The sequence below is a fragment of the Burkholderia sola genome (genome assembly GCF_905400185.1).
In the GTDB taxonomy this organism is placed as follows: Bacteria; Pseudomonadota; Gammaproteobacteria; order Burkholderiales; family Burkholderiaceae; genus Burkholderia; species Burkholderia sola.
The window spans coordinates 2,678,430-2,697,560 of record NZ_FR989676.1 but is presented as its reverse complement, the minus strand read 5'-3'; the positions used below and the strand labels follow the sequence as shown (position 1 = coordinate 2,697,560).

General features: G+C 67.1%; 17 protein-coding genes. 7 read left to right on the top strand and 10 right to left on the bottom strand.

Translation table 11 applies throughout. The features are described 5' to 3' along the window. Positions 1 to 34 precede the first annotated feature (34 nt). From KR541_RS28440 to KR541_RS28425, 4 genes are all read left to right on the top strand, one after another. A complete protein-coding gene (locus tag KR541_RS28440; RefSeq protein ID WP_050013779.1) occupies positions 35 to 1,369 on the top strand; it encodes an aspartate aminotransferase family protein in 1,335 nt (444 codons plus the stop codon). A 25-nt stretch (positions 1,370 to 1,394) separates the two neighbouring features. Then, positions 1,395 to 1,949 (top strand): carboxymuconolactone decarboxylase family protein, encoded by a 555-nt coding sequence (locus KR541_RS28435; protein WP_050013780.1) that lies wholly within the window; start codon positions 1,395 to 1,397, stop codon positions 1,947 to 1,949. A 199-nt stretch (positions 1,950 to 2,148) separates the two neighbouring features. Beyond that, on the top strand, positions 2,149 to 3,048 hold the full coding sequence (gene lpxO / locus KR541_RS28430; RefSeq protein WP_050018011.1) for a lipid A hydroxylase LpxO: 900 nt from the start codon (positions 2,149 to 2,151) through the stop codon (positions 3,046 to 3,048). Between the two features lie 164 nt (positions 3,049 to 3,212). Continuing rightward, complete coding sequence (locus KR541_RS28425) at positions 3,213 to 3,998, top strand: extensin (protein WP_216089947.1); 786 nt, start codon at positions 3,213 to 3,215, stop codon at positions 3,996 to 3,998. Positions 3,999 to 4,094: 96 nt separating this feature from the next. On the opposite strand, the gene ahpF is transcribed toward KR541_RS28425, so the two are convergent. The 4 genes from ahpF to KR541_RS28405 form a co-directional block, all read right to left on the bottom strand. Further along, the gene (gene ahpF, locus KR541_RS28420) at positions 4,095 to 5,696 is read right to left on the bottom strand and encodes an alkyl hydroperoxide reductase subunit F (protein WP_216089946.1); all 1,602 of its coding nucleotides are present in this window, start codon (positions 5,694 to 5,696) and stop codon (positions 4,095 to 4,097) included. A gap of 123 nt (positions 5,697 to 5,819) precedes the next feature. Next, positions 5,820 to 6,383 (bottom strand): alkyl hydroperoxide reductase subunit C, encoded by a 564-nt coding sequence (ahpC, locus tag KR541_RS28415; RefSeq protein ID WP_034179823.1) that lies wholly within the window; start codon positions 6,381 to 6,383, stop codon positions 5,820 to 5,822. Positions 6,384 to 6,562: 179 nt separating this feature from the next. Next, positions 6,563 to 6,772, bottom strand: a complete 210-nt coding sequence (locus tag KR541_RS28410; RefSeq protein WP_050018032.1) for a CopG family ribbon-helix-helix protein — start codon at positions 6,770 to 6,772, stop codon at positions 6,563 to 6,565. A 115-nt stretch (positions 6,773 to 6,887) separates the two neighbouring features. Next, positions 6,888 to 7,784 carry a LysR substrate-binding domain-containing protein gene (locus KR541_RS28405; RefSeq protein ID WP_050018014.1) on the bottom strand — a complete coding sequence of 299 codons (897 nt, stop codon included), beginning with the start codon at positions 7,782 to 7,784 and terminating at the stop codon, positions 6,888 to 6,890. A gap of 178 nt (positions 7,785 to 7,962) precedes the next feature. Here KR541_RS28405 and KR541_RS28400 point away from each other — a divergent pair, with 178 nt between their 5' ends. Genes KR541_RS28400 through KR541_RS28390 form a run of 3 tightly spaced genes read left to right on the top strand, consistent with a single transcriptional unit; the run spans position 7,963 to position 10,934 of the window. Next, complete coding sequence (locus tag KR541_RS28400; RefSeq protein ID WP_176015364.1) at positions 7,963 to 9,129, top strand: branched-chain amino acid ABC transporter substrate-binding protein; 1,167 nt, start codon at positions 7,963 to 7,965, stop codon at positions 9,127 to 9,129. 31 nt (positions 9,130 to 9,160) lie between these two features. Beyond that, positions 9,161 to 9,685: an L-2-amino-thiazoline-4-carboxylic acid hydrolase gene (locus KR541_RS28395; RefSeq protein WP_124630448.1), complete on the top strand. Its 525-nt coding sequence runs from the start codon at positions 9,161 to 9,163 to the stop codon at positions 9,683 to 9,685. After that, positions 9,678 to 10,934, top strand: a complete 1,257-nt coding sequence (locus KR541_RS28390; RefSeq protein WP_216089945.1) for a Zn-dependent hydrolase — start codon at positions 9,678 to 9,680, stop codon at positions 10,932 to 10,934. Before KR541_RS28395 ends, KR541_RS28390 begins: the two co-directional genes overlap by 8 nt. Before the next feature lie 36 nt (positions 10,935 to 10,970). On the opposite strand, the gene KR541_RS28385 is transcribed toward KR541_RS28390, so the two are convergent. From KR541_RS28385 to pgaB, 6 genes are all read right to left on the bottom strand, one after another. Beyond that, positions 10,971 to 11,807 (bottom strand): c-type cytochrome, encoded by an 837-nt coding sequence (locus tag KR541_RS28385; protein WP_050018018.1) that lies wholly within the window; start codon positions 11,805 to 11,807, stop codon positions 10,971 to 10,973. Positions 11,808 to 12,085: 278 nt separating this feature from the next. After that, a complete protein-coding gene (locus KR541_RS28380) occupies positions 12,086 to 13,351 on the bottom strand; it encodes a hypothetical protein (protein WP_050018019.1) in 1,266 nt (421 codons plus the stop codon). Continuing rightward, positions 13,348 to 15,171, bottom strand: coding sequence for a glutamine--fructose-6-phosphate transaminase (isomerizing) (glmS, locus tag KR541_RS28375; RefSeq protein ID WP_050018020.1), 1,824 nt, complete (start codon positions 15,169 to 15,171; stop codon positions 13,348 to 13,350). The genes KR541_RS28380 and glmS overlap by 4 nt, the downstream gene beginning before the upstream one ends. 119 nt (positions 15,172 to 15,290) lie before the next feature. Next, positions 15,291 to 15,779, bottom strand: a complete 489-nt coding sequence (locus KR541_RS28370) for a hypothetical protein (RefSeq protein WP_050018021.1) — start codon at positions 15,777 to 15,779, stop codon at positions 15,291 to 15,293. Beyond that, entirely contained in the window at positions 15,757 to 17,028 is a 1,272-nt protein-coding gene (gene pgaC / locus KR541_RS28365; protein ID WP_050018022.1) for a poly-beta-1,6-N-acetyl-D-glucosamine synthase, read from the bottom strand. The genes KR541_RS28370 and pgaC overlap by 23 nt, the downstream gene beginning before the upstream one ends. Continuing rightward, positions 17,025 to 19,118 (bottom strand): poly-beta-1,6-N-acetyl-D-glucosamine N-deacetylase PgaB, encoded by a 2,094-nt coding sequence (gene pgaB, locus KR541_RS28360; protein WP_050018033.1) that lies wholly within the window; start codon positions 19,116 to 19,118, stop codon positions 17,025 to 17,027. Before pgaB ends, pgaC begins: the two co-directional genes overlap by 4 nt. Between the last annotated feature and the right edge of the window lie 13 nt (positions 19,119 to 19,131).

Below are 19,131 nucleotides of genomic sequence, written 5' to 3'. Positions count from 1 at the left end.
CGCGCCGCACACATCCTGATCCATGAGGCCACGCATGACGACCGTTTTCCATCGCGCCCCGCGCGCCACCTTGCCCGTTGCCGTCGCAGGCGACGGCATCGAGATCATCGATTCGACCGGCAAACGCTATATCGACGCGTGCGGCGGCGCGGCCGTATCGTGTCTCGGTCACAGCAACCAGCGCGTGATCGACGCGATCAAGCGGCAGGTGCAGCAATTGCCCTACGCGCATACGTCGTTCTTCACGACGGAAGTGGCCGAGGAACTGGCCGACCGGCTCGTCGACGCCGCGCCGGCCGGGCTCGACCACGTGTATTTCGTGTCGGGCGGCTCCGAGGCGATCGAGGCCGCGCTGAAGCTCGCGCGCCAGTATTTCGTCGAGAAGGGCGAGCCGCAGCGCCGTCATTTCATCGCCCGGCGCCAGAGCTATCACGGCAATACGCTCGGTGCGCTCGCGATCGGCGGCAACGCATGGCGGCGCGAGCCGTTCCTGCCGCTGCTGATCGAAGCGCACCACGTGAGCCCGTGCTATGCGTACCGCGACCAGCAGGCTGGTGAAACCGACGAAGCGTACGCGCAGCGCCTCGCCGACGAGCTCGAACGGAAGATCGTCGAACTCGGCGCGGAAAACGTCGCGGCGTTCGTCGCGGAAACGGTGGTCGGCGCGACGGCCGGCGCGGTGCCGCCGGTGCGCACGTACCTGAAGAAGATTCGCGCGGTGTGCGACAAGTACGGCGTGCTGCTGATCCTCGACGAGATCATGTCGGGGATGGGGCGCACGGGTTACCTGTATGCGTGCGACGAAGACGGTGTCGCGCCCGATCTGCTGACGATTGCAAAAGGGCTCGGCGCGGGCTACCAGCCGATCGGGGCGACGCTCGTCAGCGACCGCATCTATCGCACGATCGTCGACGGCTCCGGCTTCTTCCAGCATGGTCACACGTACCTCGGCCACGCGACCGCGTGCGCGGCCGCGCTCGAAGTGCAGCGCGTGATTGCGGAAGAGAAGTTGCTCGACAACGTGAAGGCGCGCGGCGAGCAGTTGCGTGCGTCGTTGCGCGAGCACTACGGCGCGCATCCGCATGTCGGCGACGTGCGTGGTCGCGGGTTGTTCGTCGGCGTCGAACTCGTGCGCGATCGCGACACCAAGGCGACGTTCGACCCCGCGCTGAAGCTGCATGCGGCGGTCAAGCGCGAAGCGATGCAGCGCGGGTTGATGGTGTATCCGATGGGTGGCACGATCGACGGCGTGCACGGCGATCACATCCTGATCGCGCCGCCGTTCGTCTGTACCGCGCAGCAGATCGACACGATCGTCGAGCGGCTGTCCGGCGCGATCGGCGCGGCGCTCGCGTCGGCCGGCGCGTAAACCCCGACCTCAATGATTCCTCACCATGACAGACAGACTGCCTCCTTTCGATCCGGCGTCGGCCACCGACGAACAGAAGGCCGTGCTCGCCGACATTCTCAGCGGCCCGCGCGGCAATCTGAACGGGCCGTTCCTCGGCTGGATCGCGAGCCCCGAACTGGCCCAGCACGCGCAGAAGCTCGGCGCGTTCTGCCGCTATCGCACCGGGCTGCCGCTGCGCCTGTCGGAACTCGCGATTCTAGTGACGGCCGCGCGCTGGCGCTCGCAGGCCGAGTGGCACATCCATCATCCGATCGCGCTCGAGGCCGGCGTGCCGGCCGCGACGGCCGACGCGATCCGGCTGGGCGTCGCGCCCGCATTCGAATCGGACGACGACGCGCTGATCCATGCGTTTGCCACCGAGCTGTACGACACGAAGCGCGTGAGCGATGCGACGTTCGCGCGTGCGCAGGCGCGCTTCGGCCACGAGACCGTGGTGAATCTCGTCGCGCTGCTCGGCTATTACGCGCTCGTCGCGATGACGCTCAACACGTTCGGTATGCGCGCAGACGGACAAACTGATTTGCCGTTTCCGGAATAATCGCCGCGGGTGCGTGCGTCGGTAGCCTGCCGCGCATGCATGCAGATTGCCGGAAAAGCCCGTATACGCGGGCGTTTCGGCACGGATCGGTCGGCTATCTCGCCGCGTTGTAAGACGTACACCGCACGACTGCACCGTCAGAGCAGGAAATTTTCCCCGTCTCTAGAATTTCTTCGAAAGAGCTACGGGGGAAATATCGATGCGCTGGGTCCTGTTGATCGTGTTCATTGTGTGCGTCGCGTACACGCATCGGCGCGGCAAGGTTCGGCACCGGTTGTTCAGGCAACTATCCGACCACTCGACCTTTACCGCACCGCTGAACTGCTTTTCGTACGCGTTCTCGTCGGTGCCGACCACGCCGTTTCTCGACACCGATCATTTTCCGGAGCTCGCGGTGCTGCAGCGCGAATGGCGCACGTTTCGCCGCGAAGCGCTCGCGTTGCGCGACGCGAGCCGGATCAAGGCGTCGGGCGAGTACAACGACATCGGCTTCAATTCGTTTTTTCGCCGCGGCTGGAAGCGGTTCTACCTGAAGTGGTACGACGCGCCGCATCCGTCCGCGCAGGCGTTGTGTCCGCGCTCGGTCGAGATCCTGTCGCGGATGCCGTCGATCAAGGCGGCGATGTTCGCGCAGTTGCCGCCGGGCGGGAAGCTCGGCCTGCATCGCGATCCGTATGCGGGCTCGCTGCGCTATCACCTCGGGCTCGATACGCCGAACGACGATGCGTGCCGGATCGTCGTCGACGGCGAAGCGTACGCGTGGCGCGACGGCGACGCCGTGATGTTCGACGAGACGTACCTGCACTGGGCCGAAAACCGCACCGCGCACGATCGCGTGATCCTGTTCTGCGACGTCGCGCGCCCGATGAAATATCGCTGGGCGCAGCGCGTCAACGATGCGGTCGGGCAACTGCTGATGCGCGCGGCCGCATCGCCGAACGAAACCGGCGATCGCACGGGCGGGCTCAATCGCGCGTTCCGGTACCTGTATGCGATTCGCCGCGCCGGCAAGCGGCTGAAGGCGTGGAATCGCACCGTGTACTACATCGTCAAGTGGCTGCTGTTCGGCGGGATCGCGGTCGCGATTTTCTGGATCTGACGACGGGCGAGAGTGGGCGGTTGCTTTCCGTCTGACGATAGCGCGGCCTCGCACGGGCCGACGGCCTTGCGCCGCCGTCAATGCAACCAAATGTATTCGTGCGAGATCAACGTGCATTGGCCGCGTATGATGGCTTGTTCACATCGATAGGTCGGTGAGCAAGCATGACGAGTACCCGTAAAACCATGATGATCGCCGGCGGGCTCCTGGTCGCCGCGGCCGGCACCGCGTACGTGATGCTCCTGCGCGCGGACCACCGTGCGATCGAAGACGCCGGCATCGCCGATTCGGCCGCACCCGTTGCCGCGGCGTCCGCGGGCAGCGATCACGCGGTGCAGGGCGCGATCGCGCCGCCGGCGCCGGCTGCTGCGACAGTACCGAAACAGGCGGCTGTCGCGGCACCCACAGCACCCGCCGCACCAACACCCGCGCCGGCCCCGACCGCGCGCGTCGCCGCCGCGCCTGCGCCGGCCCCCGCGGTCCCGGTCGTCAGCGACAAGCCGCAACTCGTGACGAAGCCCGCTGCGCCGCCGCCGAAGGTCAATGTCGTAACGGTGGATGCGCAGGATTCGACCCCATCGGCACCGGCCCCGGCCGCGAAATCCGCTCAGTCCATGCCACCTGCGCAGGTCACGCAGCGCGCGCCGCGCAAGCGCGACGGCCTCGAACGCCACGCCACCGCCGCGCCGCCGGCCGCGACGAAATCCGAAACGCCGGAGACCGCCGCGCTCGTCAGGGAATCGGCGAAGCTCGATCCGTCGTTGCCGCCGCCGTCGATGTCGTCGATCTCTTCGATGCCGGCGAGCACCGGTTCGTACCGGCAGGGCGGTTCGTCGTCCGGCGCGAATCCGGTGGCGGCCGCGATGACCGAGCAACTGGTCAGGCAGTCGAGCAGTTTCAAGTCGACGGCGCCTGCGCCGGCGGACGGCGGCCCGAGCGCGACCAAGTAACCGCGAACGCCTTCGGCATAAAAAGCGCCCCGCACGCCGACCAAAGCATGCGGGGCCAAGAGAGACAAACCTTAATGTCGTCGGGGCTGACGTCCGTCAGGCGGCGACCGCTTCCTCGGCTTGCGGCTGAGCGGTCGTCACGGGCCCGGCCACGTCCTGCCGGATCAGGTGGTCGAACGCGCCGAGCGACGCCTTTGCGCCTTCGCCGACCGCGATCACGATCTGCTTGAACGGCACCGTCGTCACGTCGCCGGCCGCGAACACGCCCGGCACCGACGTCGCGCCGCGCGCATCGACGACGATCTCGCCGTGCTTCGACAGTTCGACCGTGCCTTTCAGCCATTCGGTGTTCGGCACGAGGCCGATCTGCACGAACACGCCTTCGAGCTCGATGCGCTGCGTGTCGCCCGAGCGCAGATCCTTGTACACGAGCCCGTTCAGCTTGCTGCCGTCGCCGGTCAGCTCGGTCGTCTGCGCCTGCGTGACGATCGTCACGTTCGGCAGGCTGCGCAGCTTGCGCTGCAGCACCTCGTCCGCGCGCAGTTGCGTGCCGAATTCGATCAGCGTGACTGCCTTCACGATGCCGGCGAGGTCGATCGCGGCCTCGACGCCCGAGTTGCCGCCGCCGACCACCGCGACGCGCTTGCCCTTGAACAGCGGGCCGTCGCAGTGCGGGCAGTACGCGACCCCGCGGTTGCGGTATTCACGCTCGCCCGGCACGTTGATTTCGCGCCAGCGTGCGCCGGTCGCGAGGACGATCGTCTTCGCTTTCAGCACCGCGCCGTTCGCGAGGCGGATCTGGTGCACGTCGCCGGGAATCAGCGCGTCGGCGCGCTGCACGTCCATGATGTCGACGTCGTATTGCTTCACGTGCTGTTCGAGTGCGGTCGCGAACTTCGGCCCTTCGGTTTCCTGCACCGACACGAAATTCTCGATCGCCATCGTGTCCAGCACCTGGCCGCCGAAACGCTCGGCCACGACACCCGTCGCGATGCCCTTGCGTGCCGAGTAGATCGCCGCGGCCGCGCCTGCCGGGCCGCCGCCGACGATCAGCGTGTCGAACACCGGCTTGTTTTCGAGCGACTTCGCCGCGCGTTCGCTGGCGCCCGTGTCGAGCTTCGCGAGGATTTCCTTCACGCTGCTGCGGCCCTGGCCGAACGATGCACCGTTCAGGAACATCGTCGGCACGGCCATGATCTGGCGCGATTCGACTTCATCCTGGAACAGCGCGCCGTCGATCGCGACGTGGCGGATGCGCGGGTTGATCAGCGACATCACGTTCAGCGCCTGCACGACTTCGGGGCAGTTCTGGCACGACAGCGAGAAATACGTTTCGAATGCGTAGTCGCCGTCGAGCGCGCGAATCTGTTCGATCACGTCGTCGTCGAGCTTGATCGGATGACCGCCCGTCTGCAGCAGCGCGAGCACGAGCGACGTGAATTCATGGCCCATCGGAATGCCGGCGAAGCGGATGCCGGCCGGCTTGCCGGGTTCGCCGATCGAGAACGACGGCTTGCGCTCGGCGTCGTCGCGGCGTTCGGCCACGGTCACGCGATCCGTCAGCGACGCAATCTCGTTCAGCAGCGCCAGCAGTTCCTGCGATTTCGCGCTGTCGTCGAGCGAGGCGACGAGTTCGATCGGGCGCGTGATCTTTTCGAGGTACGCTTTGAGTTGGTTCTTGAGATTGGCGTCGAGCATGGCGTTTCGGATTCCGTATTGATGATGCTGGTCGGGCACGTCGTGCCGGAGGAGGGCGCGGGCCGCGCGAGGCCGCCCGTGGTGACGCGTGTCGCGCGCCTCGTGCGAGGCGCGCTGCGCCCCTTAGATCTTGCCGATCAGGTCGAGCGACGGGGTCAGCGTTTCCGCGCCCGGCGTCCACTTGGCCGGGCACACTTCACCCGGGTGAGCGGCGATGTATTGCGCGGCCTGGACCTTGCGCAGCAGTTCGCCTGCGTCGCGGCCAATGCCGTTGTCATGGATTTCGCACAGCTTGATCTCGCCTTCCGGGTTGATCACGAACGTGCCGCGCAGCGCCATCCCTTCTTCCTCGATCAGCACGTCGAAGTTGCGCGACAGCGTGAGCGTCGGGTCGCCGATCATCGGGTACTTGATCTTGCCGATCGTGTCCGACGTGTCGTGCCAGGCCTTGTGCGTGAAGTGCGTGTCGGTCGACACGCCGTAGATTTCGACACCCAGCTTCTGGAATTCCGCATAACGGTCGGCGAGGTCGCCCAGTTCGGTCGGGCAGACGAACGTGAAGTCGGCCGGGTAGAACACGACGACGGACCACTTGCCCTTGAAGTTCTCTTCCGAGACGGGCACGAATTCGCCGTTGTGGTAAGCGGTTGCCTTGAACGGCTTGATTTGGGTGTTGATGATCGGCATCTGGACAATTCCTTTTCGTCAGGGGTGAGTGGAGTGTTGCCAGTATCCGGGTTCACCCTGAACTTGTGAAATTGCTTGTTTCAATCCGGGGCATCGGGATTTTCTATCTGCTTCCGGCCCTTGATTGGCGGGGGCGGGCGGGGGATGCATTGGGTGGGCAGGGGCGGCTGTACATGTCGTCACCATTCCGAGCGCAGGTCCTCCTGGCTGGCGATCTCGCGCCCCTTCCATAGACCGAACACATTGTTGACAAGTGTGTGTTCGAGTCGCGCGATATAGGCGTCGATGGCGTCGCCGATGATCTCGGCGCGGGAGCGGTTCCTGGTCGCTGCGATGAGGCTCAACGCGGCATGCTGGTCATCCGACAGATCGATCGGGATCGTGCGCATTGCAATCTCCATGACTTGATGCATCCATCATCGATATGCGGTTGCGCAAATGCAAGGTCGCCGCCGATCCGAAGCGAATACCGCTTCGCGGTTCGGTCGGCGGGACACGCGCCGCTCAAATCCCCGCCATCTTCCGCAACCACGCCGCCAGCCGCCGCGCCCCGTCCGGCATGTCCGCGTCCTCGCGCGTGCACAGGTAGTAGTCGCGCCCGTCGTCGAGCGCGTGATCGAACAGCTGCACGAGTTCGCCGTTCGCCAGTTCGCGCTGGACCAGCGGCGCGCGCAGCAACGCCGCGCCGAGATCCGCGCGGGCGGCGCTCAGCGTGAGCTGCCCATCCTCGAACATCGGCCCCACCGCGTGCGACACGTGCCGCACGCCGGCGCCCTGCAGCCAGTTGACCCACGTGCTGCGATCCTCGTCGTGCACGAGCGGCGCGCGCGCGAGATCGGCCGGCGTGCGGAACGGCCCGTGACGCTTCAGGAACGACGGGCTGCACATCGGCACCATCGCGCCCGGCAGCAGCCGCTCGCAGCGATAGCCGGGCCAGTCGCCGGTGCCGAAACGGATCGACAGGTCCGACGCATCGCTTCGGTAATTGCGGTGATGCGCGTACAGCACCGTGACGTCGACATCGGTGTTGTCGGCCAGGAACGCGTGCAGCCGCGGGATGAACCAGCCGATGCCGAGCAGCGGAATCAGGCTGACGGTGATCTGGCGCAGCGACGAACGGTCGCGCACGAAGCGCGTCGCGCTGCGCAGCACCGAGAACGCTGCGCTGATCGACCGGTAGTAGTCGCGTCCCTCGTCGGTGAGCGCGAGCAGCCGGCCTTCGCGTACCGTCAGCGGCGTCTGGATGAACGCGTCGAGCAGTTGCAGCTGATGGCTGACCGCCGACGGCGTGATGTCGAGCTCGCTGGCCGCCGCGGTGACCGACCCGAGACGCGCAAACGCTTCGAACGCACGCACCGCACGCAGCGGTGGATCGTGCGGCAATTGTTCGATATTTTTCATGTGTCGAATTTTATCGAAAAGTCAGGGTAAGCGACAACACAAAAATATCCAGTATTTACAGGGTGATACGTTAATGTGTCGGGAACGGCATAAGCATCCAACAATTGGGTATTTGGGGTTTGGATGTCGAATATTTAATATTTTTCATGTTTCAGATCCAACCGACCGATCCCCGCACATGAAAATCGCTTTCCTCTCCGTCAGCCTCGCCTTCTCGGCGGCCGCCCTGGTCGCTACCGTTCCCGCGTCCGCGCAGTCCGCGCCGCAGACGGTCCTGATCGGTCTCGCCGCGCCGCTTACCGGCCCGTCCGCGCGGATCGGCAAGGATCTGCAGAACGGCGCGCAACTCGCGATCGACGACGCGAACGCGAAGCATCCGACCATCGGCGGCAAGCCGGTCGTCTACAAACTCGTCGCGGCCGACGACCAGTCCGACCCGCGCACGGCCGTCGCGGTCGCGCAGCAACTCGTCGACCAGCACGTGATCGGCGTCGTCGGTCACTGGAACACGGGCTGCAGCGTGCCGGCGTCGCGCGTGTACCGCGATGCGGGCATCCCACAGATCGCGCCGGCGTCCACCGGCCATCAATACACGCAGCAGGGCTACGCGACGGCGTTCCGCATCATGGGTCACGACGACGCCGGCGGCCATTTCACCGGTGCGTACGCGGTGAAGACGCTGAAGGCGAAGCGCATCGCGGTGATCGACGATCGCACGTCGTTCGGCGCGGGGCTGGCCGATCAGTTCATCAAGGGCGTGCAGGCGAACGGCGGCACGATCGTCGATCGCCAGTACGTGAACGACAAGACGACCGACTTCAGCGGCGTGCTGACCGCGATCAAGGGCAAGCGCGCGGATCTCGTGTTCTTCGGCGGCCTCGACGCGCAGGCCGCGCCGATCGCGCGCCGGATGCGCCAGCTCGGCGTGAACGCGCCGCTGCTCGGCGCGGGTGGTTTCGTGAGTCAGACCTTCCTGTCGCTCGCGGGCAAGGACGGCGACGGCGTGACGGCGCTCGAACCGGGCCTGCCACTCGACCGGATGCCGGGCGGCAAGGCGTTCGACACGCAATACCAGGCACGCTTTCATGCGCCGATCGAATTGCATGCGCCGTTCGCGTACGACGCGGCCGCCACGCTGATCGCGGCCGCGCAGAAGGCCGGTACGACGCAGCCGGCGAAGCTGGTCGCGGCCGTTCGTGCGGCCGATCGACCGGGCGTGACCGGGCGCATCGCGTTCGACGCCGAAGGCAACCTGAAGGACCCGGCTTTCACGATCTACCAGGTGCGAGGCGGCAAGTGGGCCGTCGTCGACGTGCTCGGCGGTTCGCGCACCGCGGCCAGGTAACGACAAAACGACAATAACCAGGACGATTCCCATGACAGAAGCGAACCCGACATCCGCCGCCGCTCCCGAGGACACGCGCCTCGGGATCCTCGCGCGGCGCCGCATCGAAGCGGAAATCATCAAGCCGATCTACGAGATCATGAAGCGCGAATTCGGCGCCGAGCGCGCGCAGGCCGTAATCGCCGAAGCCGTGCGCGGCGCGGCCATCGACGCGGGCCGTACGTTCGCCGCGCAGGAGCCGGACGGCACGAGCGTGAAGTCGTTCATCGCGCTGCAGGTGCTGTGGGAGAAGGACGATGCGCTCGACGTCGAGGTGCGGCGCGCGGACGACGCGCACTACGACTACGACGTGCATCGCTGCAGCTACGCTCAGATGTATCACGCGATGGGGCTCGGCGAGATCGGGCACCTGCTGAGCTGCGCGCGCGACAGCTATTTCATCCAGGGCTATGCGCCGGACATTGCGCTCACGCGTACGAGCACGATCATGCAGGGCGGCAAGCGCTGCGATTTCCGCTATGCGCTGCAACGCGCGCCGGAGAACGGCGATGCGTGACGATACCGATATGGCGAGCGTGCCGCGCGTCGACGGCGAACGCCTGTGGGCGTCGCTCGAACGGATGGCGCAGATCGGCGCGACGCCGAAGGGCGGCGTGTGCCGTCTCGCGCTGACCGATCTCGACCGCGAGTCGCGCGACCTGTTCGTGCAGTGGGCGCGCGACGCCGGCTGCACGGTGCGCGTCGATCGGATGGGCAACGTGTTCGCGCGCCGCGCGGGCCGTCATCCCGACGCCGCGCCGGTGATGACGGGTTCGCACGCCGATTCGCAGCCGACCGGCGGCCGCTACGACGGCATCTACGGCGTGCTCGGCGGGCTCGAAGTCGTGCGCGCGCTGAACGACGCGGGCATCGAGACCGGACGCCCGATCGACGTCGTGATCTGGACCAACGAGGAAGGCTCGCGCTTCGCGCCGGCGATGGTGTCGGCCGGCGTGTTCTCGGGCGTCTATACGCTCGACTACGGGCTGTCGCGCACCGACGGCGCGGGCCGGACGATCGGCGAGGAGCTCGAACGGATCGGCTACGCGGGCGCGGAGCCGGTCGGCGGCTATCCGGTGCACGCGGCGTACGAACTGCACATCGAGCAGGGCGCGATTCTCGAGCGGGCCGGCAAGACGATCGGCGTCGTGACGGCCGGGCAGGGACAGCGCTGGTACGAGGTGACGCTCACCGGGGTCGACGCGCACGCCGGTACGACGCCGATGGCGTTCCGTCGCGACGCGCTGGTCGGCGCGGCGCGGATGATCTCGTTCATCGACGTGCTCGGCCGCCGTTACGCACCGGATGCGCGCGCAACGGTCGGGATGATCGAGGCCCGGCCGAATTCGCGCAACACGGTGCCGGGCGGCTGCTTCTTCACGGTGGAATTCCGTCACCCCGACGATGCGGTACTCGACGAACTGGACGCGGCGCTGCGCGCGGAACTCGCGCGCGTGGCCGACGAAACCGGTCTCGGCGCGCAGGTCGAGCAGATCTTCACGTATGCGCCGGTGCCGTTCGCGCTGCGCTGCATCGATGCGGTGCGTGACGCGGCGCGCTCGCTCGGGCTGTCGCACATGGACATCGTGTCCGGTGCCGGCCATGACGCATGCTATGTCGCGCGTGTCGCGCCGACCGGGATGATCTTCGTGCCGTGCGTCGACGGGCTGAGCCACAACGAGGCCGAAGCGATTACGCCGGAATGGGCGACGGCCGGCGCCGACGTGCTGTTGCGCGCGGTGTTGCAGAGCGCGCAGGAAGCATAAGCGCGACGCGCGCGGCCGGGCAGCGGCGCGCCCGCGTTACTTCGCTGCCTTGCGCCGCGCCCTATACGCGAGATACGCGACGATCTGGTCGAGTTCGCGGTCGCTCAGCTGATCGGGCGGAAACGCCGGCATGCTGCGGCCCGGCCAGTCGCGCACCGACGCCGGATTGCGGATGTAGCGGCGCAGCGCGGCGGGCTGAAAGTAGTCGACCGGGTTCATCGGCGTGTTCAGATCGGGGCCGGCGTGGCTGCTGCCCGCGCCGTCGATGCGGTGGCACGCGAGACATTGCGTGACGAACAGCCGCTGGCCCGCACGGGCCGGATCGTTCGCGGGCAATGCGGTGTCGACCGCGAGCGACGGCCAGCGCGCGAGCGGCGACGATTCGATCGTGATGCGCACGATCTGGTACGGCCACTGCTCGCCGCGCACCGACGACGCGTCCGGGCCGAGCCAGACGAGATAGAACGGCCCCGCGCTGACCTGCTTGCCGGGTAGTTTCGGCCACGGACGGGCCGGATCCTCGATCGCGAGCCACGGGGTCGCGCCGGCCGGCGCGCGGCGGCGCACGAGATCGAGCGGCAGTTGCGCGGCGAAGCCGTCGGCCGCGCGCGTTTCGAGCACACCGTCGTCCGGCAGCGGCGTGTCGCCGAGCAGCGCGGCGAACGGCACCGCGCGGAACGTCATCGGGCGGCCGTATGCGATGTCGCGCGGCACGTGGATGTCGGCCGCGTCGGCGCGTGCGAGCAGCGTCTGGCGGGAGACGGCGCGGGCCGTGCCGTCGGTGTCGAGTTCGAGCGTGGACTGGGCCGACGCATGTTGCCCGAGCAGGCAAACCGTCAGCAGCACGAGCGAAAACCACTGGCGCTTCAGCATTCGTTCTCCGGGAAGGGGCGTTCCGGCGGCGGCAGGAGGCGGGACGCCGCGGCCGATGGATGGAATCGGGCGACAGTCTATCCGGTACGGGCGGCGCTGGCGAATTCGGCAGAGGAAAGGCGCGGCGGTCGCGGTCGGACAGGCCCGCGACAGCGCGCCCGACTACCGGGTTGGCGGGGTGGTGTCATAGCGCGGTCCGGACGGAGGGAAGACGAAGGGCTCGCTGGCGACACGCGGCCTGCCCGCGTTCACGACGACATTGCGTTACCGGGCCGCCATCAATGATTCGAACACGTCGCTTCGTTTTTCGGCATCGGCGTGTCTTGCTTCGGTTCGAAATCGGCTTCGCGCATTCCCGACGGCGTCAGCGACACGAAATGCATCACCGTGCCGCGCGCCGGGAAGCCGGCGACGCCGGTCGAGCCCCACGGAATCGGTGAGCGCTGCACGCCGCTCACCGCGATGTCTGCCGGCGCGAGCGCGAGCGTCAGCAGCCGGCCGTCGCGGGTCGGCACGTACGCGTGCGTGCCGGAAACGCCGATGTCCGATTCGCGCACCGACGCGGGCAGGCAATCGAGCGTCGCCGTGCGGCGGCCGTCCGGGGCGATCAGCATCGCGACGCCGCGATCGTCCGCCGCCGTCGTGACGACGATGAAACGGTCGATGTCCGGCACATAGGCGGCCGAATACACGTAGTACTGGATCGCGCCGTTCAGCGATCCGAACGTTTCCAGCTTCGCGGCGACCGGGTCGAACATCGCGTATTCGAGCGTCGCGTCCGTGCTGCCTTCGATGAACTTCTGCCACACCAGCAGCGCGTTGCGCGGCGAGCCCGCGATCACGGGCCACCACTCGCGGCGGTGCGGCGCGACCGCGACATGGTTCAGCACGCGCCCGGCCGCGTCGTAGGTTTTCAGGTAGACGCCGTTGCCGCTGCCGAGGTTGTCGACCCCGCCGCCGTTGACCCAGTCGGCCGAATAGAACACGACGAAGCGGTCGCCGACCGTCGCGACGTGCCCCGAATGGCCGCCCGATTCGACGTCGTTCGGATAGGGCTTGATCGGCTTCAGGTCGCGGCGGTAGACGCCGTAGCGCTGGCTGACTTCCTGCGACGTGTTCCAGCCGTCCTCGAACGTGACGAAGATGTCGCCGCGCGCGTTCTGCGCGATCGACACGGGTTCCTGCGCCTCGGGGCGGCTGATGAACGTGCGGACGCGCAGCGCGCGCCGCTTGTCGGGCAGCCATTCGCCGACGTACACGTCATGCGGCCAGTTGCCGCTGCGCAGCGCACCGCGCGGCACGATGCCCGAGCTGCTGAAGAATACCCAGCGTTTGCCGTCGCCCGCATCCGCCACGCCGATGCCGTGCATGAAGCGCCGCGGGTCGCCGGTGTCCTGCGGCGACGGGGCGCTCGACACGGTGACCGTATGCACGGCCGGCGCGCCGGCGAGGGCCGGCGAGCCTGCGCCGACGCCGCCCGCGCCGCAGAGCACGGTCGCGGCCAGCCGCATGACCGCCTGTCCCGCGCGCGTTCGCCGCGTCATTCGACGGTCACCGATTTCGCGAGGTTGCGCGGCTTGTCGACGTCGGCGCCGCGCGCGCAGCCGACGTGATACGCGAGCAGTTGCAGCGGGATCACGTTGACGATCGGCGACAGCAGGTCGCCCGATTCGCGCACGCGGATCAGGTGCGTGTCGCGGTCGGCGTCGATCTCGAGCTGATTGCCGGCCAGCACGTAGAGCCGGCCGCCGCGCGCGCGCACCTCGGCCATGTTGGACTTCAGCTTCTGGAACAGGCGGTCGTCCGGCGCGATCGTGACGACCGGCATCGCGCTCGTGACGAGCGCGAGCGGCCCGTGCTTCAGCTCGCCGGCCGCATAGCCTTCCGCGTGGATGTACGACACTTCCTTGAGCTTCAGCGCGCCTTCCAGCGCGATCGGGAAATGGATGCCGCGGCCGAGGAACAGCGCATTCTCGGTGCGCGCGAATTTCGCGGCCCAGCCCATGATCTGCGTTTCCAGCGCGAGCGCGTGGCCGATGCGGTCCGGTAGCGCGCGCAACTGCTTCAGGTGCGCCGCGACTTGCGCGGCATCGAGCCGGCCGCGCAGTTGCGCGAGCGTCAGCGTCAGCACGAACAGCGCGACGAGCTGCGTGGTGAACGCCTTGGTCGACGCGACGCCGAGTTCGATGCCGGCCCGCGTCAGGAACCGCAGCGGCGCGTTGCGCGCGATCGTGCTGGTCGCGACGTTGCAGATCGCCAACGACAGTGCCTGGCCCATCGCGCGTGCCTGTTCGATCGCGCCGATGGTGTCGGCCGTTTCGCCCGACTGCGAGATGCCGACGACGAGCGTGCGCGGATCGGCCACCGTATCGCGGTAGCGGAATTCGCTGGCGATCTCGACCTGGGCGGGCACGCCCGCGATGCTTTCCAGCCAGTATTTCGCGGTCAGGCCCGCGTAGTAGCTGGTGCCGCAGCCGAGCAGCAGCACGCTTCTGACCCGCGACAGCAGCGCACGCGTGCCTTCCGTCGCGTCGAACAGCGCCGGCGAGATCGTGTCGATGCCGTCGAGCGTGCTGTCGATCGCCTTCGGCTGCTCGAAGATTTCCTTCTGCATGAAATGCTGGTACGGGCCGAGCGCGGCGTCGTCCGCGCGCGCCTTCACTTCGCACAGCGGGCGCCGCGCGTCCTGCCCGCCCGCGTCGACCACGGCGATGCGCTCCGGCGTGATCAGCGCGACGTCGCCGTCCTCCAGGTACACGAAGCGGTCGGTCAGGTCGCCGAGCGCCGCGCAGTCGGACGCGAGGTAGTTCTGCTCGGCGCCGATGCCGATCACGAGCGGCGAGCCGGCGCGCGCGGCGACGAGGCGCTGCGGCTCGCGCGCGCCGAGCACTGCGATCGCGTACGCGCCGTGCAGCCGTTTGACGGCGCGCACCACCGCGTCGAACAGGTCGTCGCGATAGAAACTGTGGATCAGGTGCGCGATGACCTCGGTGTCGGTCTGTCCGCGAAACGTGTAGCCGCGTTGCTTCAGTTCGGCGCGTAGCGTGTCGTGGTTCTCGATGATTCCGTTGTGCACGACGGCGATCGTGTCGCCCGACATGATCGGGTGTGCGTTCATTTCAGACGGCGCGCCGTGCGTCGCCCAGCGCGTATGCGCGATGCAGGTCTGTGCTTCGAGACCGAGCGTCAGCACGCGATCCTGCAGATCCGTCACGCGTCGCAGCGTGCGTTCGCTGCGCAGGCGGCCGTCGCCCTGCACGGCGATGCCGCACGAATCGTAGCCGCGATATTCGAGCCGGCTCAGCGCATTGACCAGTTGCGGCACCTGATTGTTCAGGCCGCTTGCTCCGACGATTCCGCACATGATTCACCTCGTCTCCATGAAGTTTTCCGGCTGGCGCGCGACGCGCGCCGGCGCGATGTCAGAAGCGGCGCCGCGTCGCGCGGCAGGCGTCGCGCCCGGCGCGGCACGTCTCCGGCGGGCTATTCGCGGGGCTGCGGCCCGGCATGGGCGACCCATTCGATGCCCGAAATCGACCCGTTCGCATCGTGCGACGCGACGAGAATGCGCGTCGTGCGCCGCGCGCCGCGCCGGCGCTCGCTCGCGAACGCGGTCGGCGGCACGGAGCGCACCTTCACGCTGGCCGAGCGCCGCATCATCTTCGATACGCGTAACCGATAGGCGAATGGATGCACGACGCGTCCCGCGATCAGCCACATGACGATCGTGCCGGCGATCAGCGCGATGCTCGTCACGTAGAACACGATCTGTTCGATCGGCATCTCGGCCTCGTTGAACGGCAACAGGTAGCGATACGTGTAGATGCAGATCGATGCCCATACGCCCCCGACCAGCGCGGGCCGCACGAGGCGGAACCACGCGACGAGCACGGGCCCGACGATGCTGCCGCGTTCGGCGATCATGTCGCGCGGTGCGCGCAGGGAAAGGTCAATAATCGGCGCGTTCTTCATGTTGAATGCCTCGGTCGGGACTGACCCAAACGGCGCGCTTGCCGCGGCCCCGCAGTACGACGGCGGGCAGGGCGACGACAGTGGTGATCATGCTGATCAGCCAGAACGCGACGGGGTACCAGATGGTGTCAAGGAAGTACATCAGGAGTTTTTCGTCGTAACGACGGTCGATCATGCTGCCGATGATCAGCTGCAGGATGCAGGTCGCGACCAGCAGCATCCCGTGCCAGTGCGGCACCACGGACACATGCCAGTTCGGCGGAAGCGGGTAGACGACGTCGATCAGCGCGAGCAGCAGGATGAACGACATCGAGTACGCCCATGCGATGCCGATCAGGTACTCGACGAACAGCGGCCACATCATCATTTGCGTCGGCCGCATCAGCGTGCCCGCGTACTTGAGCAGCACCTGGATGCCGCCCTTCGACCAGCGCAGCCGCTGCCGGTAGAGCCCCTTGATCGTCTCGGGCATCAGGATCCAGCTGAGCGCGTGCGGCTCGTACACGACGCGCCAGTCGCGGCACTGCAGCTTCCAGCTGATGTCGATGTCCTCGGTCAGCATGTCCGAGCTCCAGTAGCCGACGTCGGCGAGCGCGGTCTTGCGGAACATCGTGATCACGCCCGACACCGTGAAGATGCGGCCGTACACCTGCTGCGTGCGCTTGATCAGCCCGACGATCGACGAGAACTCGCCGACCTGCATGCGGCCGAGCAGCGACGTGCGCGTGCGGATGCGCGGGTTGCCGGTCACCGCGCCGACGCCCGGGTCGGTCAGGAAGTGCTCGAGCATCCAGCCGATCGCGTCGTGCGCGAGCAGCGCGTCGCCGTCGATGCACAGCAGGTACTCCGCGTTCGACACGGCCGCCGCGGTCGTGAGCCCGACCGCCTTGCCTTCGTTGCGCGCGTGATGGATCACGAGCAGCCGCGGAATCTCGACGGCCAGCTCGTTGAGGATCTCGCCGGTGCGATCCTTGCTGCCGTCGTTGACCGCGATGATGTCGTAGTTCGGATACTGCATCCCGTTCAGATGCGCGATCACGCTGCGCGCGTTCGCGGCTTCGTTGAAGCAGGGCACGACGATCGAGACCTTCGGGATGCCACTCGACGCGATCGTGCGCGTCGACAGCTCGCGGCCCTCCTCGAGCAGGAAGTAGTGCACGACGCCGCCGATCATCCACAGATACGACATGAAGAACGGATAGTAGAAGACGAAATCCTGCAGGCGCTGGATGAGGCTATGGGAGGTCATGGCGTCTTGGTTCCCTGCGCGTGCTGCATCTGCATCAGCGCGTTGATCGAGGTCGGGTCGAGGCGCGACTTCAGCGACATCACGTCGCGCATCGCGTCGAGCTCCGGCTGGCCGTTCAGGAAGTTGTCGGGGTAGTAGCCGAAATTCACGGCGCCCTCGCTGCGCAGCCGCCGCATCTGAGCAAGCAGCGTGCTGGCGGGCACGGCCTTCTGCGCGTGCCAGTCGTACGACTGCAGTTCGAACACGGTGCGCTGCAGCCCGCGCTGCTTCGTGCGCACCGCCTTCACGAGTTCGTCCAGCCAGCCTTCCGGGTCCTTCGCCTGCTCCATGTATGGCATCGCCATCAGCGCGACGTAGTCGTAGGCGGCGAGGAAATCGTCGTAGTTCTGCGCATACCATGCTTCCGATTCGGGCTTGAGCACCGGCATCGCGAAGATGTTGCGCGCGGTCAGCACGTCGCCGACGTTCTGGTGAGCCAGCACGATCTGCTCGAGCTGCCGGGTCATGTCGATCAGGTGGCGCGTCTTCTGGCGCGTCCAGCGCTTCATCAGGTCGGGGTTCTCGCGAATCTTGCCGACGTCGGCCGGCAGCCCCCATTGGGAATAGGTGCGCAGCGCATGCCGGCCCGCGTCCTCGTAATCGTCGAGCGCCGCGTCGTCGCCGAACAGGATGCCGCTGAACGACGCATGCTTGCTGAGATCCTCGTAGATCTGCTGGATCATCAGTCGCGCATCGGGATCGAACGGGCTCAGCCGGAACACGCGCGTGCCGTTCTCGCGGGCCGGCGCGCCGCCGAATGCCGTGACGGCCTCGAGGCTGCGCTGCTTGTCGGCAGGCGGCCGGAACGCGAGCACCGGCATCCATGCATACACCTGCACGTTGGCGCGCGTATTGAGTTGCCACGCGGCACGCGAGAACAGGTCGGAACGCATCGGCAGGTGCCGGTTCGGGAAATACACCGCTTCGGCCACGCCGGTGCCCTTCGGGTCCGCGTACGCCTGCAGGTACACCGATTTCGGCTGCATCCGGTAGATGCGCTCGATCAGCTTGCCGAGATTCGCTTCCTGTCGCGCTGGATCGGGATCGTAGACCTGGTCGAGGTCGACCTGCACGGTGCGCTCGGGCACGTCGACGTCGCCGCGGTTCGACGCCGGTTCGCGCATCGAGCGCTCGAACCCGCCGATGTCGACGTCGTACATCATCAGGATCCGTCTCAGCCGGTCGAGCGGCACGTCCGGCGTATTCGGGCCGGCGTCGAGGCTGAACTGGATGTCCATGCCGAGCGACGTCGAGATCTGGCGCACGGGCTGGTTTTCCGCGCCGTACGGCCACACCATCGAGCGTGCGACGATGCCGGTGCGTTCGCGGATCTGCCGCACGCACGTCTGCAGGTCGTCGTGCACGCGCGCGTGGAACTCGGCGTCGGTCTCATAGCGCTTCTGGTCTTGCAGATAGAGGTGCGACGTGGTCGCCGGCAACTCGTTGCCTTGCGGATTGGCGATCGCGCCGTGATGGAGATTGTGCGTGTGGCAGCCGAGCTCGACGAATTCCGACTGCCCGAGCTTCTTCACCTCGTCCCACGACAGGAAGTAGTCGCGCGGCACCTGAACCTTGTCGCTGATGCGGATCGGCGTATCCGGCGGCGTGTCGATCCATGCGGTGACGAGGCCCATCACGGCCGGATACTTGAAGCGCTCGAGCAGCGGCAGCACTTTCGTATAGTGGCTGCGGAAGCCGTCGTCGAACGTGAGCAGCACCGAGCGCGGCGGCAGCGGCTTGCCGCCGTGCCGCGACGCCTCGATCTGCTTGACCGTGATCGTGTGGTAGTTGTTGGTCTGCAGCCACGAGAAGATCGCGGTCAGCGTGCCGGTGTCGACCGCGAACGGATCGATGATGGCCGTCGGCGACGAAAACGACGCCATCAGGTTGTCGCGCACGTCGTGCATGCAGATCACGCGGAACGTCTTGCCGTCGGCCGGATCGGACGGCGGCAGCAGGTCGATCATCTTGGCGCCGGTCACGCCCGGAAACAGCGAACAGGCGGCAAACGTGCCGAGGCATCCGCACATGAAGGTCCGTCTGGATTGCAGCATTGCCCGATCT

What these genes read in the sequence shown, in the direction of transcription:
- KR541_RS28440 (WP_050013779.1), top strand. Translation starts at nt 35, where the DNA reads ATGACGACCGTTTTCCATCGCGCCCCGCGCGCCACCTTGCCCGTTGCC.
- KR541_RS28435 (WP_050013780.1), top strand. Translation starts at nt 1,395, where the DNA reads ATGACAGACAGACTGCCTCCTTTCGATCCGGCGTCGGCCACCGACGAA.
- lpxO (WP_050018011.1), top strand. Translation starts at nt 2,149, where the DNA reads ATGCGCTGGGTCCTGTTGATCGTGTTCATTGTGTGCGTCGCGTACACG.
- KR541_RS28425 (WP_216089947.1), top strand. Translation starts at nt 3,213, where the DNA reads ATGACGAGTACCCGTAAAACCATGATGATCGCCGGCGGGCTCCTGGTC.
- ahpF (WP_216089946.1), bottom strand. Translation starts at nt 5,696, where the DNA reads ATGCTCGACGCCAATCTCAAGAACCAACTCAAAGCGTACCTCGAAAAG.
- ahpC (WP_034179823.1), bottom strand. Translation starts at nt 6,383, where the DNA reads ATGCCGATCATCAACACCCAAATCAAGCCGTTCAAGGCAACCGCTTAC.
- KR541_RS28410 (WP_050018032.1), bottom strand. Translation starts at nt 6,772, where the DNA reads ATGCGCACGATCCCGATCGATCTGTCGGATGACCAGCATGCCGCGTTG.
- KR541_RS28405 (WP_050018014.1), bottom strand. Translation starts at nt 7,784, where the DNA reads ATGAAAAATATCGAACAATTGCCGCACGATCCACCGCTGCGTGCGGTG.
- KR541_RS28400 (WP_176015364.1), top strand. Translation starts at nt 7,963, where the DNA reads ATGAAAATCGCTTTCCTCTCCGTCAGCCTCGCCTTCTCGGCGGCCGCC.
- KR541_RS28395 (WP_124630448.1), top strand. Translation starts at nt 9,161, where the DNA reads ATGACAGAAGCGAACCCGACATCCGCCGCCGCTCCCGAGGACACGCGC.
- KR541_RS28390 (WP_216089945.1), top strand. Translation starts at nt 9,678, where the DNA reads ATGCGTGACGATACCGATATGGCGAGCGTGCCGCGCGTCGACGGCGAA.
- KR541_RS28385 (WP_050018018.1), bottom strand. Translation starts at nt 11,807, where the DNA reads ATGCTGAAGCGCCAGTGGTTTTCGCTCGTGCTGCTGACGGTTTGCCTG.
- KR541_RS28380 (WP_050018019.1), bottom strand. Translation starts at nt 13,351, where the DNA reads ATGACGCGGCGAACGCGCGCGGGACAGGCGGTCATGCGGCTGGCCGCG.
- glmS (WP_050018020.1), bottom strand. Translation starts at nt 15,171, where the DNA reads ATGTGCGGAATCGTCGGAGCAAGCGGCCTGAACAATCAGGTGCCGCAA.
- KR541_RS28370 (WP_050018021.1), bottom strand. Translation starts at nt 15,779, where the DNA reads ATGAAGAACGCGCCGATTATTGACCTTTCCCTGCGCGCACCGCGCGAC.
- pgaC (WP_050018022.1), bottom strand. Translation starts at nt 17,028, where the DNA reads ATGACCTCCCATAGCCTCATCCAGCGCCTGCAGGATTTCGTCTTCTAC.